Origin of the sequence: Bradyrhizobium sp. HKCCYLS20291 (genome assembly GCF_051167715.1) — a bacterium.
Lineage (GTDB): Bacteria > Pseudomonadota > Alphaproteobacteria > Rhizobiales > Xanthobacteraceae > Bradyrhizobium.
Window position 1 is genome coordinate 134,165 of the sequence record NZ_JBNPTO010000017.1, and the last position, 25,072, is coordinate 159,236.

Genomic DNA, 25,072 nt, shown 5'->3' on the forward strand with positions numbered 1-25,072 from the left:
CTTGAAGCGAAGAATGAGACGTTAGCTGTTATTCGAGGGGCAATATGGTCGAGAACGAATTGGACTTTGCTTTTCGTGTGTTCACAGGGCGGACCGTGCCGCCAAAGATATCGACAAAGCTCATCGGCGTAGAAAATGCCGATGAAGTGCGAAAGCGCATTCTCGCAGATCCTGAGATGTTCTTCGCTGTCCCGGAACTTCGATTGGCTTTCGAAATTACGGAGATCCGCAAGGCTCGTGCGTCCGGAACCATTCGCCTGGTTATCGGAGCCGCGGGCACCTCTTTTCCAGGCTGGGTTTCCACGAATGAAAATCTCTTCAACTTGTTGAGGCCGGAAACCTGGTTAGCTTGGATTGATGAGAATTCGGTCGACGCGATGCTTTCGGAGCATGTGTGGGAGCACTTGGATGCTGATGAAGGTAAGACTGCCGCTACAACGTGTTATCGCTTTCTGAAGTCAGGTTGTCGCCTTCGAATAGCCGTCCCGGACGCTCTGATGCCTGATCCAGTCTATCGAGACCTGTGCAAGGTTGGAGGACGAGACGGTCACAAGGTGTTCTATGACTATCGCTCCTTGTCGAACACGCTCAAGGCTGTCGGATATGACGTTCATCTACTCGAATATTTCGATGAAGACGGGAAGTTTCACGAGAATCCATGGGACCCGAAAGATGGACACATCGGTCGCTGTCGACGGTTCGATCCACGAAACAGCGGCGACGATATCAAATACACCTCGTTGATTGTTGACGCAATAAAGCACTGAAACTGCTGGCTCTAAACGATGAGGGGTAGGAGGCACACAGCTAGCGGCCGCTTTCCGCTATCGATAGCTGCTCAGTGTTTACCGTGGAACACTCGTACATGATACGTTCAGTATACCGCAAATATTCACGTCTGAATTCGTTTATCGCTGGTTCGCCCGCCGCACTTCGCGATGCATAGCTTCTCAAAGCCTGCAATCGACAATAATTGAAACAATTACGTCGAGCGGAATGTTCAGAAAGATAGACGTTAGGTAAGCTTTCTGGAGGAGAAGATGTCAATCACGATCGGTCCGCCTCATCTCTTTGGAAGCGAATTGTCGTTGCTAGAAGATGTATTTCGGCGCGATTACCGGCGCTATTTCGAATTCGGTCTCGGCGGATCTACCCTTATGGCCGTACGTCACGGCTTCGACTCTATCGTTGCGGTTGATTCAGACCCGAGTTGGGTGGCTGCCGTAAAGACCCATCCAGAGTTCTCTGATGCAATCAAGGAAGGTCGAGCGGCGATCCTTCATGGCAATATCGGACCAACGCGCGAATGGGGTAATCCTCAAGATGAGAGCAACTTGAAACTCTGGCCAAACTATATAGCAGCGGGTTGGCGAGAGTGGGCTAAGCGAAAATCGCTTCCAGACATTGTCTTCATAGATGGGCGATATAGAGTGTCGTGTGCGTTCTCAGTTGTCGTTGCATTTGGGCGAGAACGTCATGGCGACGGTCCGATGGTTCTTATGCACGACTTCTTAGATGAACGACCTGCTTACCGAGATGTCCTAAAATACTACGAGATTGAGCAACAGGAGGGCAGTCTGGTCGCCTTAAAAATACGCCGAGAGAGTTCGTCTACGGAGGCTCTTGCCGACCTTCTCACTCGCCAGTTCGACTTCGGATGATGGATCGAGGCAGGGTGGTTTGCTTGGGCAGGGGCATCGCCTCTGTAAGCGGTGATTGTTTGGAAAGAGCTTGGCCAACCTTCCCTGCTAGTCTTAGGTACCAATCGCTGGGAAGTTGACATCCATCGATATCAAGCGTGACCGAACTTGGCGTGGCGGGTACCTGTTGCGCGGATGGCGCAACCTTGAACATTGCGGTACCTTCGTCAACCTCGTCAAACATTGCATTGTAGATCATCGTGGCGCCAGCCGAGATCGCATTATACGCTTGGCGCCAGTAAAATTGTCCACATGCACGCCTGATCTGGTTTGGCTCCGCATTCGTCTGTTGCCGAGCGATCCGGAGGTTGTGCCAGGAAAATCCTGGAAATATTACCGGCATGTAGGCTACGCCAAGTCGCTTGGTCTCTTCCAGATCCGGCTCAAGTACATTCCTGCGATAGTAATCAGCCCCCTTTTGGTCCGAGAAACGACCCACTGTCCAAGGGCTTATAACGTCGAACTCGGTCCAAATACGCCGCCATCCGGTATCTGAGCTCGCGTCTCTTTTTCCCTCGCGCCAGAATGTCGGAGTCCCTGCGATGATTGTTAGGCCTCCATAGCTGGAACTCCTCCCGCGCAAGTCTCGTATGAACTCGTCTATGTCTGCTGGGGCTAATTTCCGGCCGGCAAACCCAACACCCCATATGCCGAGTACCGCCCTTTTATTGTCGAATTGGTAGCTGGAACTCCTGATTATACCCTGTTCCACCAAGCGTTCCCAGTCGTCAGCGACCAATTTAAGTTGGTCGGGCGATGCACCAGAAATGTCATACATCACGAAGAACGACCGGTTATGGGCTTCGGCAGCCGTCTTTACATTGATCATAACACGATTTGCTCGTTCCAACGTCTCAGCAGTGAAAAGTTGACTAGCAAATCTTTGAAGAGCAACCCCGTCGATGCCGTAGTCCTCCAACCAACGGAAATGCCGATCAACTGTCTTCGGATTAAGACTGCTAAATAGGAAAACCGGATTGCCTCGTGCGTCTCTTAAGCCGCTATCGCACTTTTCGGCGGGTGAGAGTTCGGTGACGTCGGGAAACATATCGATCGTCAGAAGATCTTTTGACTTCCAATGGATCCAATCTCCTCGAGAAGAGTCGCTCGGGCATGCAAACCAGCCTTGGTATCCCATAACGATTCGACCCGATAAACGCTGATTGTTACCCTCCGCATGCACCCGGTCGGCGCTTGTAGCCGCGAGGATGGTAGTGAGAAGCAGCGCTGTCAGCCGAATCATCATAGAGAGTTGGCCGAAAGTGGTTCAGCGGAGGAGCTTGTAAGAGTGCCCGGTGCGATAATCAGTTTGTGCGCGCCGTTCTTCTCCGACGGGTTTACGGTTTTGGGCGACCATTTCAGCGCGAATTCATTCGACCGGGTGATTGTTCGAATGAACTCGGCGGGAAGCATTTGCCCGGTGGCGAGCTTTTGGACATAGCCTTCAGCAAATGGGTCTGGCTCACGCCGCAAGAGGCACTGATAGGTGGCCGTTACCAGCTCTCTGTAATCTCCCTCCTTGCGGATAGTTGCTCGCAACCGTGCTGAATCTGCAAGAAGCTGTTCCTTCGGGAGTGGGGGGTCAGAACGCCCTTCGAGATCGCTTGCGACTTCAATAATCTTGTTTGCAAAGCGAAGATAAACCTCCCGAGTATAGTGGTCCGCACCGCGCATGTCGTGCACGCTGTTTATTACTTCGGAAACAGACACCATTGCGACATAGGGATACTCGGATGCGAGTTTTGCCATGACAGAGGTGTACCGCCTGATCGCATCGTTCGATACGGTGTTCTCAGAGGGAAAGTTGGGGCGGCTCTCATGATGGTTGATGGCAATTATAAATTTGCTTCCGAGCGGAATCCGAGCGATCAGATCCCGCACGTTCTGAACTCGCTCCTCTTCCGAAGGAACAGCAACAATCTCATAGTGTGCTCGAACGTTGTTTCTGACATCAATAACGTGTTTTTTTTGCTCATCGCTATACGATGCCGTGGGGTCGTTTAGGTCGGCCTCGCTCAGATCAAAGAAGCTTCGCCCCGGCAGTTGTCGAGGTTCCACAACCATCATCCATCCGTACCGTTTGTGCCGAAGTTGAGCTGTTGGCGTGGCATCAAAAGTGAGGTTGAAGACAAATAGGGACCCTGGTGCGGCTTTGGCAAAAAGATCGTTTGCCTGCAGTGAAAGCGGCAGGCCGAGTAGTTCACTCTCGTCCGAGTACAAGCGGGGGTCTCGGTCGCAAACGTCTAGAGCCGTTGATGCGTTATTTATCCGTACAAAGAGACCGTTTGCGGCGTAATTGCCGTAGACGGTTAGCTTGCTTGTAAAGGCGTTCAAATATACGCCCACCATGTGCGCTTCGCATCCACCGTAAACAATGATTTCTGGGGCGACTTGTTTGGTCGGCGATGCAGTTTGTTCCACAGACTCGATTTGTCGTACCCAGTCAATCGACCGTTCTACCGAAAGGTCGGTGAGAACGTCGCCCATGACCTTGAGTTCGGGTCGCCCGAGAAAATCGTACACCCATTTCTCGACCAACATTCCAAGGGTTCGGCACGAAAAGCAAAAATGCACTAAGCGTGTGTTAGAAAGTCCGTCGACTAGGCGAGTTCTGTGAACGACGGTCATGAAGAAGCCGACGTAGCCGTAATCGCCATACTTATCTAAGACTCTAATTAGGCCTGCTTGGCAATCGAATGGTTCAAGCTGTTTTCGGAGTTCCTTCCGTGCCTTTTCTAGGTCGTCTGGCAGGCGGCGCTTGGTGAAGTTGAGTTGGTTTGTCCTATTGATAAGCTCGATCGCTCGGTCAATGTTTAAATCGATGTCGTAATCGATGAACACGCGAACGTCGCAGTGTCGCAGAAAGTCCTCATTGCTTCCGGCGGAGGACTGTTCGTCCTCCTTCTTTTGTTCGAGTAACTTGTATTGTTTAAGCCGAGACAGCTCAGTGTCGTTCTTGCCCTTAAACCTTGGGTCGTCGAGCATTTTGCCGATGAAAGTCTCGTCTTCGACTTGAAGGCCGGGAACAACAGCGGCGGCTTCTGCTCGATTGTTGGGATTATCGTCGATGAAAAGAATCGTCGCCGCGCGAAGCTGAACGGCGTCGACAAGCTGGGCAATGCGCATGCCTTTCGGATCCCAAGAGATGCTCGGGAAGACGAAATAATCGAGAATGCCTGTTTCCCTGAGGATCGGGAGAACAATATCAGGATCGTTTTTCGAGCAGACAGAGCTCAAGATGCCCCGCTTGGCGAGTTCGATCACAATATCGTGGTGTTGTTGTATGTATTCGGTAATTCCGCCCTCGGTAATTGTGCCTTTCCAGAAGGTCTCGTCCAAATCCCAAATTACCAAACGGACAGCTTCGGTCATCATTCATTCTCCGACATCGCTCAGAATAGGCTCGGCTGGAGTGACGGATTAGCTTATTATCGTGTTAGCGTATCTGATGGTTGTGGTGTGTAGGTGTCACCGTTGCGAGTTTCTGTGACGCGCCGAGTGAAGCAGCGCTTGACACCGCCGTTTCAGCTGACGGCAACTGATTTGCCCGTCGCGTTACCATGTCGCACCTGTTTTCGCTTGTGCCGTCGGGCAAATCACCAGCATCTTCTCGCCTGTCCCGCGCTCCTCGGAGGGGCGGACGCGTCGTTACGGACGTTGGGCGTGGGATGCGGTGGACGTGACGGGGCCGGTCGACGAACGGCGCCCGGCGCGGACGGCGAAATCGTGTGGTCCTGGCATCCCGGTGCTGGTGCCAAGCGCGCGCTAATGCCCAGGCATCGCGGGCGTGACGGGGGCAAAAGAGCCGGTCCCCGGGGAGAGCACGTATAAGCCGTAACCCATCGCGCAGGGAATGCCGGATGTTCCGGCTGATCCTGTGGTTCCTGCCGCCAGCATTCTTTTTCGCTGGCGGGCCATGGGTGAGGCCAGCACCCGGCATTCCCTGCGCCCTCGTCTTGCGAGGGCGGACCACCAGCATCCCTCGGGCGCCGAAGCCGCCGCGAGATCATCTCGTGCTGTGTGAGCGGCAGCGCAGGCCGGACGGTGATCGCCGATGCCCCAACTACTTCAGGCGCGTGCATGCTACAGCTCATCTCAGGCCGATGCCCTCTGCGCAGCCGCTGCGATCCGTGGCTCGTTGCGGCCGAGCCGCTCCGCCGCATAGCCGCCGGCGAGAATGCCGCGCCACCACGCTTCATGTTCGGCATACCAGCGCACGGTGTGGCGCAGCGCCGTCTCGAAATCGGCCCGGGGCGACCAGCCGAGCTCGCGCTCGATTGTCGTGGGGTCGATGGCGTAGCGGCGGTCGTGGCCGGGCCGGTCGGTGACGAAGCGGATCAGGGCGCGGCGCTGGTGTCCGCCGGCCATCGGCACGAGGGCGTCGAGCGCGTCGCAGATCGCTTCGACGACGGCGAGATTGGTGCGCTCGCTGCGGCCGCCGATGGTGTAGGTCGCGCCCTCGGTGCCATGCTCCAGCACCAGGCCGAGCGCGCGCGCATGATCCTCGACATGCAGCCAGTCGCGGATGTTGCCGCCATCGCCATAGACCGGCAGCGTCGCGCCTTCGAGGCCCTTGATGATCATGTGCGGGATCAGCTTCTCGGGAAACTGATACGGCCCGTAATTGTTCGAGCAGTTGGTGACGACAGTCGGCAGGCCGTAGGTCTCGCGCCAGGCGCGCACCAGGTGATCCGACGACGCCTTGCTGGCGGAGTAGGGCGAGTTCGGCTGATAGGCCGTGGTCTCCGAGAACAGGCCGTCGGCGCCGAGCGAGCCGAACACCTCGTCGGTCGAGACGTGCAGGAAGCGGAAATGGCGCGCGCGCTCGCGCGGCAGGCTGCGATAGTGCCGCAGCGCCTCCTGCAGCAGCGTGAAGGTGCCGACGATGTTGGTCTGGATGAAGTCGCCGGGGCCGTCGATCGAGCGGTCGACATGGCTCTCGGCGGCGAGATGCATGACGGCGTCGGGCTGATGCGCGGCGAAGATCGCGCGCAACGCGTCGGCGTCGCAGATGCAGTGGCGGTGGAAGGCGTAGGCGCGGTTGCCTTCGACTGTCGCGAGCGCGGCCGGGCTCGCGGCATAGGTCAGCTTGTCGACGTTGACGATGCGGGCGCCGGTGTCGCGCAGCAGATGGCGGATCAGCGCCGAGCCGATGAAGCCGGAGCCGCCGGTGACGAGGATGGTGCGGCCATCGAGGCGGGCTGTCGCTGGCGCCGCCATGTCAGGCCTGCACGCCGTGCGGTTGCTGGCTCAGCGAGCGGTGCACCGACATCAGATAGTCGCCATAGGAGCTGCGGCCGTTGCGCTGCGCGAGCCGCTCGAACGCGTCGAGCGAGATGTAGCCCTGGCGCAGCGCGATCTCCTCGGGGCAGGCGATGCGCAGGCCCTGGCGCTGCTCCAGGATCTGCACGAAATGGCTGGCCTCGACCAGCGACGAATGCGTGCCGGTGTCGAGCCAGGCGAAGCCGCGGCCGAGCAGCTCGACATGCAGGTCGCCGCGCGCGAGATAGGCGCGGTTGACGTCGGTGATCTCGAGCTCGCCGCGCGCGGAGGGACGGATGTGGGTGGCGATGTCGACGACGTCGTTGTCGTAGAAATACAGGCCCGTGACGGCGACGTTGGATTTCGGCTGCCGCGGCTTCTCCTCGATCGACAGCGCCCGGCCGCCGGGGCCGATCTCGATCACGCCGTACTGCTCCGGCGTGGTGACGGTGTAGCCGAAGATGGTCGCGCCCTTGCGGCGCGCCGAGGCGGCGGCGAGCAGCTGCGGCAGGCCGTGGCCGTAGAAGATGTTGTCGCCGAGCACCAGCGCGACACGGTCGTGGCCGATGAATTTGCGGCCGACGATGAAGGCGTCGGCGAGCCCGCGCGGGGTCTCCTGCGTGGCGTATTGGAAATTGACGCCGATGTCCTGGCCGTCGCCGAGCAGGCGCTGGAACAGCGGCTGGTCCTGCGGGGTCGAGATGATGAGGATGTCGCGGATGCCGCCGAGCATCAGCGTCGACAGCGGATAATAGATCATCGGCTTGTCGAACACCGGCAGCAGCTGCTTCGAGACCACGGCGGTCACCGGGTAGAGCCGGGAGCCGGTTCCGCCGGCCAGGATGATGCCCTTCATGGGCTACGCACCTCTCGATTGACCCGGAGATTTAGACCCGATACCGCAGGCTGCACAAGTTAAGATATCATTCGAGCGTTAATCCGGCCCCGATGAATGTGATCGCAACCGCGCTGCCCGAGGTCCTGATCGTCGAGCCCGACCGGTTCGGCGACGCCAGGGGCTTCTTCCTCGAGCTGTTCCAGGCCACCCGCTACGCCGCGGCCGGCATTTCCGGCCCGTTCGTCCAGGACAACATGTCCCGCTCGGCCCATGGCGTGCTCCGCGGCCTGCATCTGCAGCTTCCGAACACCCAGGGCAAGCTGGTCAGCGCGCTGCGCGGGCGGATTCTGGACGTCGCCGTCGACGTCCGCCGCGGCAGCCCCCATTTCGGCCGCCACGTCGCCGTCGAGCTTAGCGAGGACGACCGCCGCCAGCTCTGGGTCCCCCGCGGCTTCGCCCACGGCTTCGCCGTGCTCTCCGAGAGCGCCGACGTGATGTACAAATGTGATGCCTTCTACAGCCCGGCCGACGAGATCACGATCCGCTGGAACGACCCGGCGCTGGCCATCGACTGGCGCGTGACGGCCCCGACGCTGTCGCCCCGCGACGCCGCGGCACCTCTGCTGGCCGACGCCGCCCGGCTGCCGGACTATGGGCGCGTGTGATGCGCATCCTGCTCACCGGGGCCAGCGGACAGGTCGGCGGCGCGCTGCTGCCGCTGCTGCGCCGGCGCGGGCACGAGGTGATCGCGCCTGATAGCGCCGCGCTCGATCTCGCCCGGCCGGAGGGGCTGGCCGCGGTGCTCGACGGCGTGGCGCCGGATCTGATCATCAATCCGGCGGCGTACACCGCCGTCGACCAGGCCGAGGACGCGCCAGACACAGCCTTCGCCGTGAACGCCGCGGCGCCCGCCGCGCTCGCCCGCTGGGCCGCCGGCCGCGCCGTGCCGCTGGTGCAGTTTTCGACCGACTACGTGTTCGACGGCAGCGGCACCACGCCGTGGCGCGAGGACGATCCCTGCCGGCCGCTGTCGGTCTATGGAAGCAGCAAGCGCGACGGCGAAGTCGCCATCCAGGCGGCCGGTGGCCCGCATCTGATCATCCGGACGTCCTGGGTCTACGCCGCGCAGGGCCGCAATTTCCTGCGCACCATCATCCGCCTCGCCCGCGAGCGCGACGAGCTGCGCATCGTCTCCGACCAGACCGGCGCGCCGACTTCGGCCGCGACGCTCGCCGCGGTGCTGACCGCGATCATCGAGGGCGGGGCGGGCGATCTCGCCGCCGCCTTTGCCGCGGCCTCTGGGATTGTGCACGTCGCCAATGCCGGTACGACAAGCTGGCACGGCTTTGCCGAGGCGATCGTCGCCGGGATGCGCGCGCGCGGCGTGCGCCTGGCCGTGCGCGAGATTCGTGCCGTGTCGACCGCCGAGTATGGCGCCAGGGCGATCCGCCCGCTGAATTCGCGGCTCGATCTCGCGCGGCTGCGCCAGGTGTTCGGGATCACGCCGCCGGATTGGCGGGAGGCGCTGGCGGCGGAGCTTGATCGGGCGCTGCGGGAGGGGGCTGATTGACGGCCTCGGCGCGCATCGCCTCGCGCCGGGTTTTCGCCTGCACCCAGTGCCGCTGCGTCGACTTGTAGAGCAGCGGGCAGCCGATCCCGATCGTGCGCTGGGTGACGCCGAGATCGAGGATCGCGGTGCGGCGCGCCAGCCCGTCGGAGGTTTGCGCCGCCCATTCCTGCGCGAACGCCCGGGTCAGCAAACCGGGGCCGGTCGCGAGCCAGATGAAGTCGTGGTCGCCGCGGTTGACGGCCTCGACCGCAAGCTCCAGCGCCCGGATCATCACCGGATGATCGGGCGTGACGGCGATGACGTCGTTGGCCAGCGTGCCCCAGCGCTCCTGGTAGACGACGAGGTTCGCGCCCGGCCGCAGCAGGCCGTCGACCGGCGCGAGGCAGCGGTTGTCGGCGTCGACATAGATGCCGCCATGCGCGGCGAGATAGGCGAGCCGGAAGATGTCCGCCTTCTGCGCGGCGACGCTGGCCCGGCGATAGGCCCGCCCGACCTCGGGGGCGTAGGCGTCGTCGAGGAATTTTCGGGCGCTGACGTCGTCGAACAGCGCGTAGGCGAAATCCGGGTTGAGGCCTTGCCAGGAGGCCATCAGCCTCCCCACATCAGGGGGCACCTCGTCGTTCCAATATTGGACGATGCAGCGGGGGATCGCACTGGCCGGGCCGCCCGGCGTTTGATTTGGAGAATTTTCTACTTCGCGCTTTTCCACCCGGAGCATCCGCACCAACTCCACCCCCGCCGGCGTGTAGTCGGGATGGTTTTGGATGGTTTTCTCGAGCCCGTCGCGCCAAGCCTCCCCCCGCCCCGCCCGCAACGCCTCCAGCGCGGCGGCGTCGAGCGTGTACTCGTCGAGGAGCTGGCCGACATGCGTCTGTGACGGGCTCAGCGACTGCCCTTTGAGGATCAGCGACGCCCGGCTCAGCCGATTGGCCTCGTACAACGCCTGCCGCGCGGCGTCGACGTCGAGGTCGAGCAGGCAGACGCGGGACAGCTCGAGCCAGGCGCCGACATTGCGCGGATTGAGGCGCACAGCCTCGCGATAATGCCCGGCCGCGGCGGCGTAGTTCATATCCGCCTCCGCCAGCAGGCCCTCGATGAAGCGCAGCTGCGCGATCTCGGCGACCCGCTCGGCCGGCGCGCCCGCCAGCGCCGCCCGCGCCTCGTCATACCGGCCCAAGGCGACCGCCAGCTGCGCCCTGTGGGCCCAGAGGCTGAAACTGCCCTGGTTCGGCGCCGAAGCCAGCACCGCCTCCGCCCCCGCCCAATCCCGCTGCTCCTTGAGCAGGTCGACCCTGACGCTGGTGAAGTCCGGATGCTCCCCCATCCGCCCCGCCGCCCGATCCAGCCCCGCCACCGCCGCATCGTAATCGCGCAGCTCGGCCTGCGTGCGGGCGATGCCGAGCCAGGCGGAAATGCTCGTCGGCTGCGCCTCGGTTGCGCGCGTGAAGATGGCCAAGGCCCGGCTGGGATCGCCTCTTTGCAGCGCGATCTCGGCAACCCCGCACAAGGCCGATGCGTTCTCCGGCTGTCGTTCGAGCGCCCGGATCAGCCAGACCTCCGCTTCGCGCGGATCGCCGGCTTCGCGATGGATGGCGGCGACCTCCGTCATCAGGTTGACATTGTCTGGGTCGCTCTCGATCAGCTCATGGAGCTCCTTCAAGGCCTCGGCAAGCTGGTTCGTGCGCCGCAACAGCTCCACGCGCTGCAGCCGTATCCAGCTATTCGCAGGCTCTGCGGCAATGGCTCGGCTGAGCGCTGCCTCGGCCTCGTCGAAACGCCCGAGTTCCCGGAGCTCGATCGCGGCATTCGTCAACCGCTGGCCGTTCTTCGGATCAGCCTCGGCGGACCTTCGAAACAGCTCCAGCGCTTCGGCGCGTCGACCCTGTCGGCGCCGGACGTAACCAAGTCCGGTGAGGCCATCAGGGTTCTTGGAGTCGTGGGCGAGCAGTTCCGAGAACAGCGTTTCAGCTTCGTCAAGGCGATGCTGATTCTCGAGCAACTGACCCAAGGCCATCCTGGCGCCGCTGTTTGCCGGCTGGAGCACGAGTGCCTGGCGGAGAGCCTGTTCCGCCTCGTCCGACCTGCCCAGGCTGCGCAATGCGTGGCCCAGACCCACGAATTTGGTCGCCGTTGGCGTTCCGCTTTCAACTCCTCTTCTGAAGCATTGCTCCGCGTCGCCGGGGCGACCGAGGCGAAGGAGGAGATGGCCGGCATCGACCGCTGAATTGGGATGTTTGGGATCGATCCGGTCCGCGTTGCTGAAGGCATCGAGGGCCTCCTCGTACCGGCGCAGCTCACGCAGAGCGTGGCCAAGCCCGAGATGTGCAGCGCGGTGGTCCGGTGAGGTTTCGATGACTGCACCGAATTGCCTTGCCGCTTCGTCGAACCGCCTGGCCGATACCAGGCTGTTAGCATGTTCGATACGGAGGTTGATAGCATTCGGGTCCGCCGCGTGTGCAGCTGAAAGATGATCAAGGGAGGTCTCGTGATCGCCCTGTTCTCTGGCAATTAGCCCGAGTGCTTGCAAAGCTCCGATGCCGTTTGGCTGAATACGAAGAGCCGACGCGAAGTAGTCCTTCGCGCGATCGAGGTTGCGCTTCTTCCAATGAACGGTTCCGAGAGCATTCAAGGCTCCGACGTTGTCCGGCGCGTCGCGCACGACCTCCGTCAGGATGCGCTCGGCGTCGTCAACGGCGTTGCTCTCGCGCAGTAGGTTTCCAAACTCGATCCGCGCCGTAAGATGGGAAGGGCTCTCTTCGGCCAGCTTTCGGTAGATGGCGATGGCCTGATCCGTGCGACCCTGCTGTCTCAAAAGGCGCGCGAGGGCCAAACGCAGATCGGTAGCGCCGGGCTCCGCGGCCGCAGCACGCTCGAGGACCGCAGCAGACGAATCGAAGCGCCCGAGTCCGCTCAGCGCCTCCGCAAGTCCTAGACTTGCATTCCGGTTGACGGGTGATCTGTCGAGCGCGGCGGTGAATTCCTGGGCGGCGCGCTCATGGTCCTTCAGGAGAAGAAGGCTTCTGCCATACTCGACCTGCAAGCTAGACGCTTCGGGATCGACCCTTCTTGCAGCGGCCAGATGGCTCAGAGATGTGTGGTGATCGCCTTGTTCCCTGGCGATGATCGCGAGGGATTGTAAGGCGCCGACGTTTGTTGGTTGCAGGACCAAGGCGCGTTGAAAGCAGTCCTTGGCTTGGTCGAGTTTGCGCTTTCGCCAAAGGACTGTTGCCAACGCGTTCAAGGCCCCGACGTTTTCAGGGGCGTCGTGCAGCGCCTCGGTCAAGACGCGCTCTGCTTCATCGACGGCGCCACTTTCGCGCAGCAGGTTCCCGCGTTCGATTCTCGCCGTCATGTGGGACGGAAAATCGTCGGTCAGCGTCTGGTAAGACTCGATGGCCTCGGTAACCTTGCCTTGCTGCTTCAGAACGCGCGCGAGAGCGAGGCGGTAATCTGAATTTTGTGGTTCCACGTTGATCGCTCGGCGGAAGAGCTTCTCCGCCTCATCCAGATTCATTTCTTCCCTGAAGACCGCGCCAAGCCCCATGAGCGCAGTAGCGTTGTCCGGGTGCAGCCCAAGCGCGCGTTCAAACGTCGCTTTCGCCTCATGGAATTGCAAAAGGTACAGATGCGCATGTCCGCATTCGGCCAATGCCGTCGAGTCCATCGGGTCGACTAAAGCTGCTTCAGAAAACGCCTTCAGCGACCCAGGCCGGTCTCCTTCCGCCCGTAACCGCCGGCCTTGCTCAATGAGTTGTCTGGCTCGATCGTTCATTCAATCGGTTCGTGAGCTACTGGTGCGAGCAGCGCGATGCTCAAGGCGTCACTCCTTTCAAATGTCTCGCGCCGCTTCCGGCAAGAATGAAGGTCCAGGAGCGGTGGGCGGAGACTCATGTAAACTCACTCCAACTCCATCAACCCGCGCGCCAACAACCCCAGCTGCTCGGTTGTCCCGCTTTCCACGACACCCCGGCGTGCGCCCTTGCGGGATTGACGGGGGCTTTCGCCGAAGGCTTGGCGGTAGGCGCGGTTGAAGGATGCGATGCTCTTGAAGCCGGTGCCGTAGGCCACGGGGGCGATCCTCTTGTTCAGCAGGCCGGGCTCCTTGATCGTCTCACGGACGCGCTCGAGGCGGCGAGCGCGAACGTAGCTCGCGACGCCGCCGACAGGTTCGAACAGACGATACAACGAAGCACGTGACAGGCCGAAGGCGCGGGCGAGAGCTGTTGCGTTCAGGTCGCGCGCGTTTAGATTGGCGTCGATGTAGTTTCGGATCGTCACGAACGACGCCAGCTCGGACGGCGCCCCGTCCGACGGTTGGCTGTCGGTCGAGAGCAGGCTGATGGCCAGCGTGGCTACTCCGTCGCTTACGTCGTCGAGCGCCTGCCGGCCTCTGCGCTGCACCTCTTCGGCCACGGTCTGCAGCGCCGCACCGAAGACGGCTACGGCCGCGCTGGTGGAGAGGACGCGGCCGTGGACGTTGTCATCGGACATGCCGCTCAGCCTTGCCGGCGCGAGCCACAACGTGATGCTCGACCGAGCCGCTTCCTTGTCTTGCCATGAAAGACGAAAGGGGGAGCGAAGACTGAACACGGCGACACTTCCCGCAGCACATGTCCGGCGATCGCGTTGGGTGTCGAGACTGAGCATCCCCGAGCGAACCAGACAGAATCCGATCTGATCAAACGCGCGGCCGCTGACAATGCGGGGCACGCGGAGCAACTCCTGCGGCCCGCCGCGACACACGTTGAGCGCGCCGCGTTGCGTCGACCACACGTTGAAATCGTCATCAGGCCCGATGGGGCAATCATCTGTGACGTCGAAAACTGGAAACAAAACATCGCACCAGCGCCGTGAGCCAAGCGCGCCAGAGATCGGCTGTCCGGGGTCGTTAGCGCAATTAGTCAGGTCCATACGAGGTAATTGGTAGCCGCTATCTTTGCAGTTCGTCTCAAATTATTACCAAATCGTTTATGGAGCGCGTATGTTAATTGCTGGTTCTATATCACATTGATAACAAATCTCAGCAATCGAATTTCAGTAGGGGGGTGTTTATGGCTGCGACCGAAACCTTCAATTTCGCCTATCAGTTGAGTTTTTCAGGATCAAACTTTAAGATTGTTGATGCCACTCCGGGGGGTACCGTCAACGCGGTCGGCGGCGGCGTCACGGTCAAAGACCCGACTCCGACTAATGACATGACTGTTGGTGACAGAATTAAGGTCACCGATGTCATCGTGGGAAACCTTGCCCAGGGCAACTATGATTTCGTCGGGCAGGCAGATGCCAAGGACCATGGTTCGACGCTGAGCGGCATTATCGTTCAGGGTCCAAACGGCACGTACTATTTTCTGACGGACTCCCCCTACTCGGGCAATCTGAACGGCGTGAACGGCAAACTCACGATCACGTCGTACGAGACGACCATCTGCTTCTACGCCGGTACCCAGATCAAGACGCCCGACGGCGAGGTCGCCGTCGAGACGCTGAAGCGCGGTGACCAGGTGCGCACGCATGACGGCCGCGTCGCCACCGTCGACTGGCTCGGCGTGCAGACCGTCTCACTGCGGTTTGCCGACAGGCTGCGCGTGTTGCCGATCCGCATCAAGGCTGGTGCGCTTGGCGACAACGTGCCGGCGCGCGACCTGCTGGTTTCGCCGGATCATGCCATTCTGGTCGAGGGGGCGCTGATTCACGCGGGCGCGCTCGTCAACGGAACCTCGATCGTGCGCGAGACCGACGTGCCGACGACCTTCACCTATTATCACGTCGAGGTCGAGGATCACTCGCTGATCCTGGCCGAGAACACGCCGGCGGAGACGTTCGTCGACAACATCGACCGGCTGCATTTCGACAATTGGGCCGAGCACGAAGCGCTCTATCCCAACGGCAAGCCGATCAACGAGCTGCCCTATCCGCGCGCCAAGTCGCACCGGCAGGTGCCGGTTGCCACCCGCGTGATGCTGGCCGCCAGAGCCCAGGAGCTGGTGCCCGGTGCGGCAGACGACACTGCAGCGGCGTAAGCCGCTTCAGTTTCGGACTTGAACGAATGCAAACAGGCGGCGCGCGCCGCCTGTTTCGTTTGGATGGCCTGTTAAACTTTCAGCTGGATTGACGCGCAGCTCAGATGCCGGCCGGCAGATCACGCGCGATCGGCGGTTCGTTCAGGCGCGGCTCGCGATCGCCGGGCGGCCAGGCGAGTGCGCCGTAGGGCACGCCGTTGCGCGACATCAGCGGGCTGTAGAGCGGATCGGCGATGAGATATTCGCCCCAGCGCGCCCGCAGCATGTCGAGCTCGCGCTCGTAGCGGCCGCGCCGGTCGGCGCGCCGGTCCTTGCCGCGGCTGGCCGATTCGGCGTGCACCAGCCGGGCATGCGGCGTCAGCACGATGCGCTTTCCGGCTTCGCGCAGCCGCAGGCAATAGTCGACGTCGTTGTAGGTCACCGGAAAACGAACCTCGTCCATGCCGCCGACCGCGAGGTAGTCGGCGCGACGCGTGACCAGGCACGCGGCGGTGACGGCGCTGCATTCGTGAGTCACCCGCATCAGGTCGAGGTAGCCCGCATCGTCGGCCATGCGGTCGGTGAACGCGTGCGCGGCGCTGAAACTCGGACCGAGCACGATGCCGCCGTGCTGGATCACGCCGCCGGGCCAGGTCAGGACGGCCCCGACAGCACCGACATCCGGTTCGGAGAGCCGCGCCAGCATTTCCTCGAGCCAGCCATCGTCGGCGGCTTCGACGTCGTTGTTGAGCAGGCACAGGACGTCGCTGTCGACGGCCGCGGCGGCACGATTGTTGAGTCGGGCAAAATTGAAGGGGCCGGCGACCTTCAACGTGGCAATGCCGCGCCCGGGCAAAGCGGCGAGAAACGCCAGCGTTTCCGGATCGGAGCTGTCGTTGTCGATGACCAGTATCTCCGCCTTCGACCGCGCCACCGCGGGCGCAATGCTGTCGAGACAGGCGCGGAGCAGCGGCAATCTGTCGCGGGTCGGGATCACGATGGTCGTGCGCCGCCGCTCGATTTCGCGCCGGACCCGTACGGCCGGAAACAGATCGCCGTCGCTCACAGCGACCGTCGCCGGCAGGCCGCGTGTCTCGAGGTGCAGCCGGGTCGCGGCGGCAAGATAGTGGCTGGCGGTCGCGACATCGAAGCGCTCGACCGTGCCGAGCGAGCCCGGCAGATGCAGCACGAGGGCCGCCGCGGGGCCGGGCACGTCGAACGCGGCGTTGAAGAGGCGGTAGAGATTCTCCGGCCGTACCACGAGCGCGACCCGCGCGGTATTGGTGCGCAAGGCAAACAGATGCGCACAATAGCCCTGCTCCAGCATGCGCTCGTAGTCGAAAGCCGGAAAAGCCATCGGCCACAGCTCGCCGTCATCGGCCACGAGGTCGACGTCGCCATAGAGCGCGACCGACTCCGGATGCTGGTCGAAGGAGGCGGCGATGCGCGCGAGCGAGTCAGGAGCGAGCAGAGCTCCACCCGCGAGCACGACGATGGCGTCCGAATCGGCTGCGACCTCGTCGAGGAACTCCTCGAATGCGTCGGCGTCGAGTGCCGGCGCCGGCGCCTCGAGAATGCCGGCGGTCCAGCTCGGGTAGCTCTGTGCCTCCAGCGAATCGATGGTGCGCTCGGCACCGGACTGGCCGACGATGATCACGGACAATTGGAGCTGGCTCGCCGCGGGAGCAGGCATCGGAAACCGGTCGCGCCAGGACACGTAGCTCGCGAGCGGCAATGACGATGGTATGATCTGATCGTACAGCTCGCCGCGCAGGCGCTCCGACGGCAGCTCGCCGATGCGTTCCATCATGCCGGCGAGGCCGTCGGGAAAGGCCACGAACATCGTGCTGGCGGCGAGCGGCTCGCGCGAATCCTTGCGCATCGTGAGCTGATGGACGCGGCCATCGGCGAAGCGCTCCGGCAGATGCAGGTCGAAGGCGCGGACGTTGCGCCCGCCCGTGGGCTCCGCCGGATCGTCGATGCGCGACCAGATCGCCGCGCGAACCTGCGCCACGGCCTCGCCATCGACCATGATCTCGAGGCTGCTTTCCGTCTGGCTGTCGATCCATCCTGCGACGCGCAGGCCGCCATGCCAGCGCAGCCGTGCATTCGGACGCGGATCGCCGAAGCCGTCCTCGACCGAGGAGAGGTCGATCGCGTTACCAACGGCAGTACCGAGATTCGCAACTCTCGCTTCGATGCGGCTGGCTGCGGCGAGCTTGGCGGCGGGAATGTCGACCGCGAAGCCGAAGCCGCCATCGTGGAGCCCGCGCCCGGCGAGCTCGGGAACGAAACTGTCGGCATAGGCGGTGGCCGTCACGATGCCGTCGAGCAGGATTTCGATCGTAAAGCGGCGCTCGAGATCGCTGGGATCGACGACGAACCCGGCCAATGTTCCGTCGTCGAGCAGTACAAGACGGCTGGTTTCTGCCAACTCCTCGCCCTTGGTCGCGGCCGGCGGCCGCGCGGAAGTGTTCTGCCTGCGCATGGTCGTCATGATGTCGCGATCCAGCGGGTGACCGCTGCAGCTAGAGCTTCGTCGTCCGCCGTGCCGGGAAGGGCCAGGTCTCCTGCGCGCGCGTCGAGCGTTTCGCCGGTCCAGCTCCGATACGCCACTGGGCGGGGTGCCAGTCTGGCCGCCTCGATCAGCGGGTGGCCGAACAAGGGCGCTTCGAAGTCCGTCAGGATCCAGCCAGGATTATGCGGGGCGAGCAGGTCCGGCAACTCCTCAATCGCGACGGGACCTGTGACAAAAATGTTTGGGTATGACATCAGCCGGCGATCGTCGAGCGTCTCGCCCGCGACCACGATCGGCACCGTCTTGCCCGATGTCCGGATGTGATGCGCGACGGCGCGGATCGCCTGCCAGGCCTGACTCGACGGTCCGGTCGGGATCACGATCAGCGAGCGCGGCCGCTCGGGCTCGGCGTCGGCCAGCGCCAGCGGATGCATGGGCCAGCCGAGTTGCTGAGTGATGCGGCCGTCCCGCTCACTCGTTGTTGGGCGCTGCGTTGCGCGACGATTGGCATAGTGTAGCGCAGCCGCGGTCGGTGCCAGGCAGCGCTCGTTGGCGCGTCCCTCCATGAGCGGCAGATCGGCCGTCGTGATCCAGCGGTGCAAGGCAACGCCAAGGCGGCGCGCGATGTCGGTCAATGCCGAGGGCAGTGCCGGGTCGATCGCTTCGATGCGCGAGGGGCGCAAGCGCGCGATCTCGCCTTCGGCTTCGGCAATCGCGCTCGGCGAATCGAATCGCAGCAGCAGCGATTGCGGCACGTCGCCGTCGGCCGCTGCGAGCCGAAAGCTGAGCTTCGCGCGTTGAGGAAGGAGAAAGATGGCGTGCTCGCCGCTGTTGATCAGCTGACGCGCCCGCGCCTCGGCGATTTGTCGCAAGGCGCCGCGCCCGGCGACGACCAGCGCCGGGTTGCGCTCCTTCACGGCAAGCTCTGCCTCTAGCGCAGCGCGGCAGGGGCGAAGCGGATCAGTGGTTTCGATGGCGCGACATTCATTGCGATAGTCCGGAAAGCGGCGATCGAGGATGTCGAAATTGTGCAGCACGAGCGCGCGCTTGCTCATCTGAAACGAGAGCGAGCCGTGATGCGCCACATACACCGACGGAGCGCACACGTTGCGGAAGCCGGCGGAGCGGGCGCGCAGGCAGAAATCGACGTCCTCGAGATAGCCGCGCCGAAAGCTCTCCGACAATGAGCCGATGCGATCGAGGACGGCGCGCTTGATGTAGAGGCAGAAGCCGATGCCGCTCGGCATGTCGACGATCTCGCCCGTGTTCGCCTGCGCCGCGGCTTTGTCCCGGGCGAAGATCTCGGCCTCGCCGGGCATCGGATTGGAGATGTCGGGAACAGGAAACGAAAAGAATTCGCCGTTGTTTGAGAGCGGCGTCACCGTGCCGATGTCGGCGGCGGAATGAGCGGCGGCGGCGAGCCGTTCGACGAAGCCCGGCGGCACCACGGTGTCGGCGTTCAGCAGTATCACATCGCCGTTCTGGACCTTGCTCAGGGCGCGATTGACGGCGCCGATGAAGCCCTGGTTGGTCGGGTTGACCAGCAGCGAGATCTGCTGGAGCGCCGCCAAGGCCTGGAGGTGGGCTTTCAGCGCCGGCTCGGGGCTGCCGTCGTCGACGGCGAGGATCTGGAACGACGCGCCGGTGCCGCTCTGAGTGCCCGCCGCTCGCGCACGGCAGAGACTGTCGAGACAGGCGATAGTGGCATCCGTGTCGCCATAGACCGGCACGATCACCGTCGTGATGTCGCGGCCCGCTCGCTCGGTGGGGGAAGCGGCAGAAGGCGCCCGCAGCGGTCTGGTCGCGGCCGGGGACAGGCGGTAGGTGCGAAAGATGTGCCCGTCGTGCCGAAGCGTCAGCGTTTGCGCGGTCTCGGACAAAGGGCGACGCAGCTTCAACGCGGTCGCCTGAATCTTGCCGGTCGCGAGAGGATGGAACGGGTCGGCGTCGAGCAGGCTGGTCAGCGAGCCGTCTGTGGTCTCGAGGCGGGCCTCGATCTCGGCGTCGCCGGCCCAGGCCACCCAGCCGATGATGTCAGCATCATAGATTGACAGCGCGGCCCAGCAGGTTTCGCCGGCATCGCGCAGGATGGCCATGGCCGTTCGCAGGCTGGCATTGCCGGTGTCGGACAGCAGGAGCTCGTTCGCGGCCTGGCGCCTGCCGTCTTCATCGGCCCACGCCAGCAGCCGCCGATTGGCGCCGATGTCGTGTGGCGCGATCTGAAGCGCCCTTGCCAGGTCGGCAAGGGCGGAGTCGCGCTGGCCGAGGCGCCAGGCGGCCTCAGCGCGCAGCACGAAGCAATGCGCCTGTGGCGGCGGATCGATCCGGCAACGGCGGTCGGCATATTTGAACGACGCGACGAAATCCTCCGCTGCGAGCGCTCTCGCAGCCAGGCGTTCCAGACGCAGATGATGACGAGCCGGCCTGGCCAGCTCGGATATGGCCCCGTCCATGACGAACACCTCTGGCCGTCAGGCCGAAGCCCAGCCTATCACGGATGAGACGAACGGGCTGATCCCGTACCGGCGGCGGCGGCGTCCTGCCGCGGCCTGCTGCGGAACACGCGAACGCGTCCCGACGACGCCTCCTTGCGGCTCGGCCTGGCGGGCTCGGGCTGGACCGACACCGCCACCTCTGCCTGCTGCGTTCCTTCGACGTTGATGCGGAGCCCGACCAGCGGCTCGCGTCCGGTGGGACCGGAGAGAACGACGCGACGGCCGGTCGCCCGCAAGGTCGGCGCGCTCAGGAACACGGCTTCGGCAACGAACTGCAGATCGCTCGTGCCGGTCATCTCGAGGACGATGCCCGTGATCGGGAGAGCGCGGCCGCGGGTTCCGGCAAAGGTTCCGAGTGGGACCATCTTGCTGTTGCCGGCCGAAGCATTGGCGAACTGGACGGCGTAGCGAATGTCGACACCAGGCGGCATGTCCGGCCAGTCGAGCATGATCCCCTCCACGCGCGACGGGGCCGTGGGACCGGCGATCCACGCATTCTGGCCGACCATGACGTCGCCGATGCCGGCCACATGGGCCAGCACGTGCAGGCCAGGACCGACGTCCTGGGTGAGTGCCGGAGCCGGGGAGGAGACGGCTGGGGACGCATAGGCCATCGCGGTGCGAGTCAAGGTCGGTGGGCTGCCCGGCGTGATCGGCTCGATCCGGACGGCTGCGGCGCGCGAGCCGCCATGGCGCATCGGCAGCACCTGGACCAGAAGCGTGGCCGGGGCCTCGACCCGTACGACCATCGAGGAATTGGGTTGCCAGAGCACGGGCTCGTCGGCGTCCGGATGCAGCACCAGCTCGACTCGGCGCTCGTGTCCGGGGGCCGGCGACACCATCACCCGGGGCGGAGAGGTCGCGTCCTCAGCGCTCTTATAGCTGACGAAGAACAGGCCACGGTCGAGCTGTACGACTTTATGCTGATCAAGGTCTGTGCCGCGATTCATTTTTTCTAGCTCCCGCCCGCTGTGCGCGCCTCGGTTGACCCAGCATCCGAACAGGCATGACAAATCCATCATGCTGTTCTAGTGTGATGGACAATATCACATACTTCACACTTCGCGCCCCGAAATGTTCGATATCGAGAAGCTCGGGGCGAAAATATTTGGGCGTTCGTTTTTCCAGGTGATTGCAGGACCACGAGGAATTCGCGTTCGGATCGGGCCAGCCAGCGCGGCGATGACCCGATGAAAGTGTTGTTCGTCCATAACAATTTTCCTGCGCAGTATCGCAATCTCGCAGCGGCGCTGGCCAAGGAGCCGGGCAACGAGCTGGTAGCGATTGGAGCCGCGAATGCGCAGCAGATTCCGTCAGTCCGGCTTCTCAAATACGCGCTGTCCGATGCGGATGTGACTGCGACTCATCCGTTCGCCAGGCGATTCGATCTGGAATGCCGGCGCGCCGAGCAGGTGCTGTACAGCCTGTCGAGCCTTTCGGCCTCGGGTTTCACGCCCGACGTCATTCTCGCGCATCCGGGGTGGGGCGAGACGCTGCCATTGCGGACGATGTTCCCGAAGGCGCGCATCATCCTGTATTGCGAGTTCTTCTACGGCGCGCAGGGCCGCGACATCGGCTTCGATCCCGAGTTTCCGGTGCCTGGCCTCGACGGTCACATCGGCCTGCATCTGAAGAACGCGACGACCCTGCTGGCACTGGAGGATTGCGACATCGGCGTATCGCCGATGTCGTGGCAGCACTCGACCTTTCCGACGCAGTATCAGAACAAGATCGAGATCGTGCACGAGGGCATCGATACGGCGTTCGTGAAGCCCAATCCGCTGGCGCGGCTGCGTCTGCCCGACGGGCGCGAGCTCAATCGCAGCAACGAGGTCGTCACCTTCGTCGCGCGCAACCTGGAACCGCTGCGCGGCTATCACATCTTCATGCGGGCCTTGCCGAAGATACTGTTCCGCCGGCCGAAGGCGCAGGTCGTCATCATCGGCGGCGACAGCGTGTCGTATGGTATGCCGCCGGCCGTGGGCACCAGCTGGAAGACGATCTTCCTGAACGAGGTCAGGAATCAGATCGATCTCTCGCGTGTCCATTTCCTCGGCCGCGTGCCCTATGAAATCTTCTTGTCGACGCTGCAGGTTTCCTCTGCGCACGTCTATCTGACCTATCCGTTCGTGCTGTCGTGGTCGCTGCTGGAAGCCATGAGTGCCGGCTGTGTCGTCATCGGCTCCGACACCGCGCCGCTGCGCGAGGTGGTGCAGCCGGGCGAGAACGGCATGCTGGTCCCGTTCCATGCCGTCGACGAGCTCGCCGAGCGGGTGTCTGCGGTGCTGAAGGATCGCGATCGGATGCAGCCGATGCGTGAGGCGGCGAGACGCCATGTGATCGAGAACTATGACGCCGAGCGGATCTGCGTGCCGAAGATGCGCAGCCTGCTGGCGGCCGAGCCGCCGCGCCCGCCGTCGCGTCGGTTCTGGCCCGGGCGCGTGCTGCCATCCTGGGAACGGCGCAACAAGGCGGTGGCCAGCAATGCGTCGCCAGCGGCCGAGCGGTCGGAAAAGGCTCCCTCCGAGAACACCAAGCTGGCGTCCGGAGGCAAGATGGCCGCCAAGCGGGTCAAGTCCGGTCGCGGGCGATCCTCGCAATCTGCTTCGAAAGGTGACGGTCCAACACGCCGCATCCCCCAAAGTTAGATTTCCGTTATTCCTCGTGTTATGAATCGGCGGCCAGCAGGCCTGCCCTTCAAGGAGACGTCGATGCCATCAGGTGCCGCCATTCGCCGGACGCTCGCTCGCGGTGCAGCCGGCCTCATCGTCGGCTTGCTGCTCGGCACGAGCGGCATCACGACCGCGTCCGCGGCCGACGCCGCGATCCCGCCGCGCGAGCAGCGCCACGTGAAGACCGTCACCGAAGTTGATGTCTACCCGCAGCGCATCCGCCACCGCCGCTGGGGATGCCCGGACCGCTATTCCTGCATGGCGCTCTACGGCGCTTACGGTCCGTATGGCGGCGTGGGCTATTGGGGCGCCTATACGGGATGGTACCGCTGACCGGCGGTCGCGGCGCGTCGAGATGACCGGCCCGGTGGTGGGCTCGCATGTTTAGCAGGCTGTTGTCGCGCGTCGATCAGCGTGCGCGGATCCCGGATGGCGTCGCCCTCTACGCGATCGGCGACGTCCATGGCTGCGCCGATCTGCTGGCCGATACCTTCGACCTGATCGACGAGGACATCGCGCGCTCGCGTCCCGAGCGAGTCATCCACGTTTTTCTCGGCGACTACATCGATCGCGGTCCGGACTCGCGCCGCACGCTCGATCTGCTGATCTCCCGCGCGCGCCGTCACCCGAGCGCGTTTGTCCGTGGCAATCACGAAGCGATCCTCTCCGACGTTCTCCGTCGCGACGATCTGATTCACGACTGGCTGCGGCTCGGTGGCACGACGACGCTGTTGTCCTACGACATCATGGTACCCCGATCGAATGTCGATGCGGACCTCTTGCGCAGGTCGCTGGCACAGGCGCTGCCATCAGCGCATGTCAACTTCCTTGCCTCACTGAGACCGTCCTTCACCTGCGGCGATTTCTTCTTCGTCCACGCCGGTGTCCGCCCGGGTGTCGCGCTCTCGGAGCAGAGCGAAGAGGACATGATGTGGATCCGCGAGCCGTTTCTCAGCAGCACTGAGGATTTCGGCAAGGTCATCGTGCACGGTCATACACCGGTGCGAGAGCCGGATATCAGGGAGCATCGGATCAACATCGACCTCGGTGCCTATGCGACCGGACGGCTGGCCGTGCTCGTCATTCACGGTCATGATGTCGACATCCGCTACGTCGGCCGATCGAGCTAGCTCGTCATGCCGGTCGTCGCCCACCATGCGAAGCGCTTCATGTGGCGGATGGTCCGCGGCCGGATGCTGCGCATCGGACCGGTCGTCGCCATGGCAGCCGTGTCCTGCGTCGCAATCGGAGAAATCTGGCTCGGCCTCGCGAGCCGCGAGGTGGTCGCGCCGCCGCGGCGGGGTTCGCTGCCATACGAGTTGTTGACGGCGTTCGATACGGCGCCCGGTGCCGCGCTGGCGATGTCCGCGGTGGACGCCGCGTTGCAGGGTCCTCCGGCCGACAACGACAATCCTGCCGGATCGATCTTTCGCATCGAGCATGCCCAGCAGCTCATAGCCCGTACGCTCGCCCAGCAACCTTTGCAGCCGAGGCTGTGGCTGGCGCGCACCGCGCTTCTGGAGCGCGCGGGTGCGGATGCCTCGCGAAGCACGCAGGCGATGAAAATGGTCTATTTCACATCGTCTGCCTCAGGCAGTCTCACGGCCGAACGCCTGCGGCAGGCCGTGCAATTGAGAAGGCTGGATGACCGCGAACTTGTGGATCTGATTCGCGCAGATGCAACGACGGCGCTGCTGCGGTCGTCGAAGATGCAGCCGGCGGCGCTTCCATCGGATGTCTCCGACGCTTATCGGAGCGGTTCGCCGGCTGGTCGTGCATTGCTGGTCGGCGTGGTCGCCGACATCGCGCCTGATCGCCTCGCTCTGCTGCGCTGATCACGTCGCTGCAACGGAACGAGTTCCGGCAGCACCTGGCTCTGTACGCAGAGTGAACCGAATATGATCCGTCAGCTGGGACCGAGGCTCAGCCGGCGTACACGACCGGTCTGGTGGGCAAGCTCGGCAGCAATGCGCCTAAGCCTCTCGTTCTCGTCGATCAGGAGAGCAATTCGCTCCCTG

The 25,072-nt window shown here is 63.2% G+C and carries 18 protein-coding genes; 9 read left to right on the top strand and 9 right to left on the bottom strand.

What is annotated here, in order from left to right:
- Positions 1-44 precede the first annotated feature (44 nt).
- Together ACQR07_RS29670 and ACQR07_RS29675 are read left to right on the top strand one after the other, a co-directional pair.
- The gene (locus tag ACQR07_RS29670; protein ID WP_434905626.1) at positions 45-767 is read left to right on the top strand and encodes a class I SAM-dependent methyltransferase; all 723 of its coding nucleotides are present in this window, start codon (positions 45-47) and stop codon (positions 765-767) included.
- Between the two features lie 273 nt (positions 768-1,040).
- Complete coding sequence (locus ACQR07_RS29675) at positions 1,041-1,661, top strand: hypothetical protein (RefSeq protein ID WP_434905627.1); 621 nt, start codon at positions 1,041-1,043, stop codon at positions 1,659-1,661.
- On the opposite strand, the gene ACQR07_RS29680 is transcribed toward ACQR07_RS29675, so the two are convergent.
- The 4 genes from ACQR07_RS29680 to rfbA form a co-directional block, all read right to left on the bottom strand.
- Positions 1,636-2,946, bottom strand: a complete 1,311-nt coding sequence (locus tag ACQR07_RS29680; protein ID WP_434905628.1) for a glycoside hydrolase family 71/99-like protein — start codon at positions 2,944-2,946, stop codon at positions 1,636-1,638. The genes ACQR07_RS29675 and ACQR07_RS29680 overlap by 26 nt on opposite strands.
- Positions 2,943-5,075, bottom strand: coding sequence for an HAD-IIIC family phosphatase (locus ACQR07_RS29685; RefSeq protein WP_434905629.1), 2,133 nt, complete (start codon positions 5,073-5,075; stop codon positions 2,943-2,945). Before ACQR07_RS29685 ends, ACQR07_RS29680 begins: the two co-directional genes overlap by 4 nt.
- 720 nt (positions 5,076-5,795) lie before the next feature.
- On the bottom strand, positions 5,796-6,920 hold the full coding sequence (gene rfbB / locus ACQR07_RS29690; protein ID WP_434905630.1) for a dTDP-glucose 4,6-dehydratase: 1,125 nt from the start codon (positions 6,918-6,920) through the stop codon (positions 5,796-5,798).
- A gap of 1 nt (position 6,921) precedes the next feature.
- The gene (gene rfbA / locus ACQR07_RS29695; RefSeq protein ID WP_434905631.1) at positions 6,922-7,818 is read right to left on the bottom strand and encodes a glucose-1-phosphate thymidylyltransferase RfbA; all 897 of its coding nucleotides are present in this window, start codon (positions 7,816-7,818) and stop codon (positions 6,922-6,924) included.
- Positions 7,819-7,910: 92 nt separating this feature from the next.
- Here rfbA and rfbC point away from each other — a divergent pair, with 92 nt between their 5' ends.
- Both rfbC and rfbD read left to right on the top strand, forming a co-directional pair.
- Positions 7,911-8,465 carry a dTDP-4-dehydrorhamnose 3,5-epimerase gene (rfbC, locus tag ACQR07_RS29700; protein ID WP_434905632.1) on the top strand — a complete coding sequence of 185 codons (555 nt, stop codon included), beginning with the start codon at positions 7,911-7,913 and terminating at the stop codon, positions 8,463-8,465.
- Complete coding sequence (rfbD, locus tag ACQR07_RS29705) at positions 8,465-9,370, top strand: dTDP-4-dehydrorhamnose reductase (RefSeq protein ID WP_434905633.1); 906 nt, start codon at positions 8,465-8,467, stop codon at positions 9,368-9,370. The genes rfbC and rfbD overlap by 1 nt, the downstream gene beginning before the upstream one ends.
- Here the strand turns inward: rfbD and ACQR07_RS29710 are convergent.
- Positions 9,300-13,142, bottom strand: a complete 3,843-nt coding sequence (locus ACQR07_RS29710; protein ID WP_434905634.1) for a tetratricopeptide repeat protein — start codon at positions 13,140-13,142, stop codon at positions 9,300-9,302. The genes rfbD and ACQR07_RS29710 overlap by 71 nt on opposite strands.
- 125 nt (positions 13,143-13,267) lie before the next feature.
- Entirely contained in the window at positions 13,268-14,281 is a 1,014-nt protein-coding gene (locus ACQR07_RS29715) for a helix-turn-helix domain-containing protein (protein ID WP_434905635.1), read from the bottom strand.
- 140 nt (positions 14,282-14,421) lie between these two features.
- Here ACQR07_RS29715 and ACQR07_RS29720 point away from each other — a divergent pair, with 140 nt between their 5' ends.
- Positions 14,422-15,390, top strand: coding sequence for a Hint domain-containing protein (locus tag ACQR07_RS29720; protein ID WP_434905636.1), 969 nt, complete (start codon positions 14,422-14,424; stop codon positions 15,388-15,390).
- Positions 15,391-15,490: 100 nt separating this feature from the next.
- On the opposite strand, the gene ACQR07_RS29725 is transcribed toward ACQR07_RS29720, so the two are convergent.
- From ACQR07_RS29725 to ACQR07_RS29735, 3 genes are read right to left on the bottom strand one after another with little or no spacing between them, the layout of a single operon-like run.
- Positions 15,491-17,866 (bottom strand): glycosyltransferase family 2 protein, encoded by a 2,376-nt coding sequence (locus tag ACQR07_RS29725; protein ID WP_434905637.1) that lies wholly within the window; start codon positions 17,864-17,866, stop codon positions 15,491-15,493.
- Complete coding sequence (locus ACQR07_RS29730) at positions 17,863-20,340, bottom strand: glycosyltransferase (protein ID WP_434905638.1); 2,478 nt, start codon at positions 20,338-20,340, stop codon at positions 17,863-17,865. The genes ACQR07_RS29725 and ACQR07_RS29730 overlap by 4 nt, the downstream gene beginning before the upstream one ends.
- A 38-nt stretch (positions 20,341-20,378) precedes the next feature.
- Entirely contained in the window at positions 20,379-21,332 is a 954-nt protein-coding gene (locus ACQR07_RS29735) for a hypothetical protein (RefSeq protein ID WP_434905639.1), read from the bottom strand.
- A gap of 240 nt (positions 21,333-21,572) precedes the next feature.
- Between ACQR07_RS29735 and ACQR07_RS29740 the strand changes: the two genes are divergently transcribed.
- From ACQR07_RS29740 to ACQR07_RS29755, 4 genes are all read left to right on the top strand, one after another.
- Positions 21,573-23,030 (top strand): glycosyltransferase family 4 protein, encoded by a 1,458-nt coding sequence (locus ACQR07_RS29740; protein ID WP_434905640.1) that lies wholly within the window; start codon positions 21,573-21,575, stop codon positions 23,028-23,030.
- Between the two features lie 63 nt (positions 23,031-23,093).
- Positions 23,094-23,387, top strand: a complete 294-nt coding sequence (locus ACQR07_RS29745; RefSeq protein ID WP_434905641.1) for a hypothetical protein — start codon at positions 23,094-23,096, stop codon at positions 23,385-23,387.
- Between the two features lie 47 nt (positions 23,388-23,434).
- Positions 23,435-24,184 (top strand): metallophosphoesterase family protein, encoded by a 750-nt coding sequence (locus ACQR07_RS29750; protein WP_434905642.1) that lies wholly within the window; start codon positions 23,435-23,437, stop codon positions 24,182-24,184.
- Positions 24,185-24,190: 6 nt separating this feature from the next.
- Positions 24,191-24,889 (top strand): hypothetical protein, encoded by a 699-nt coding sequence (locus ACQR07_RS29755; RefSeq protein WP_434905643.1) that lies wholly within the window; start codon positions 24,191-24,193, stop codon positions 24,887-24,889.
- Positions 24,890-25,072 lie beyond the last annotated feature (183 nt).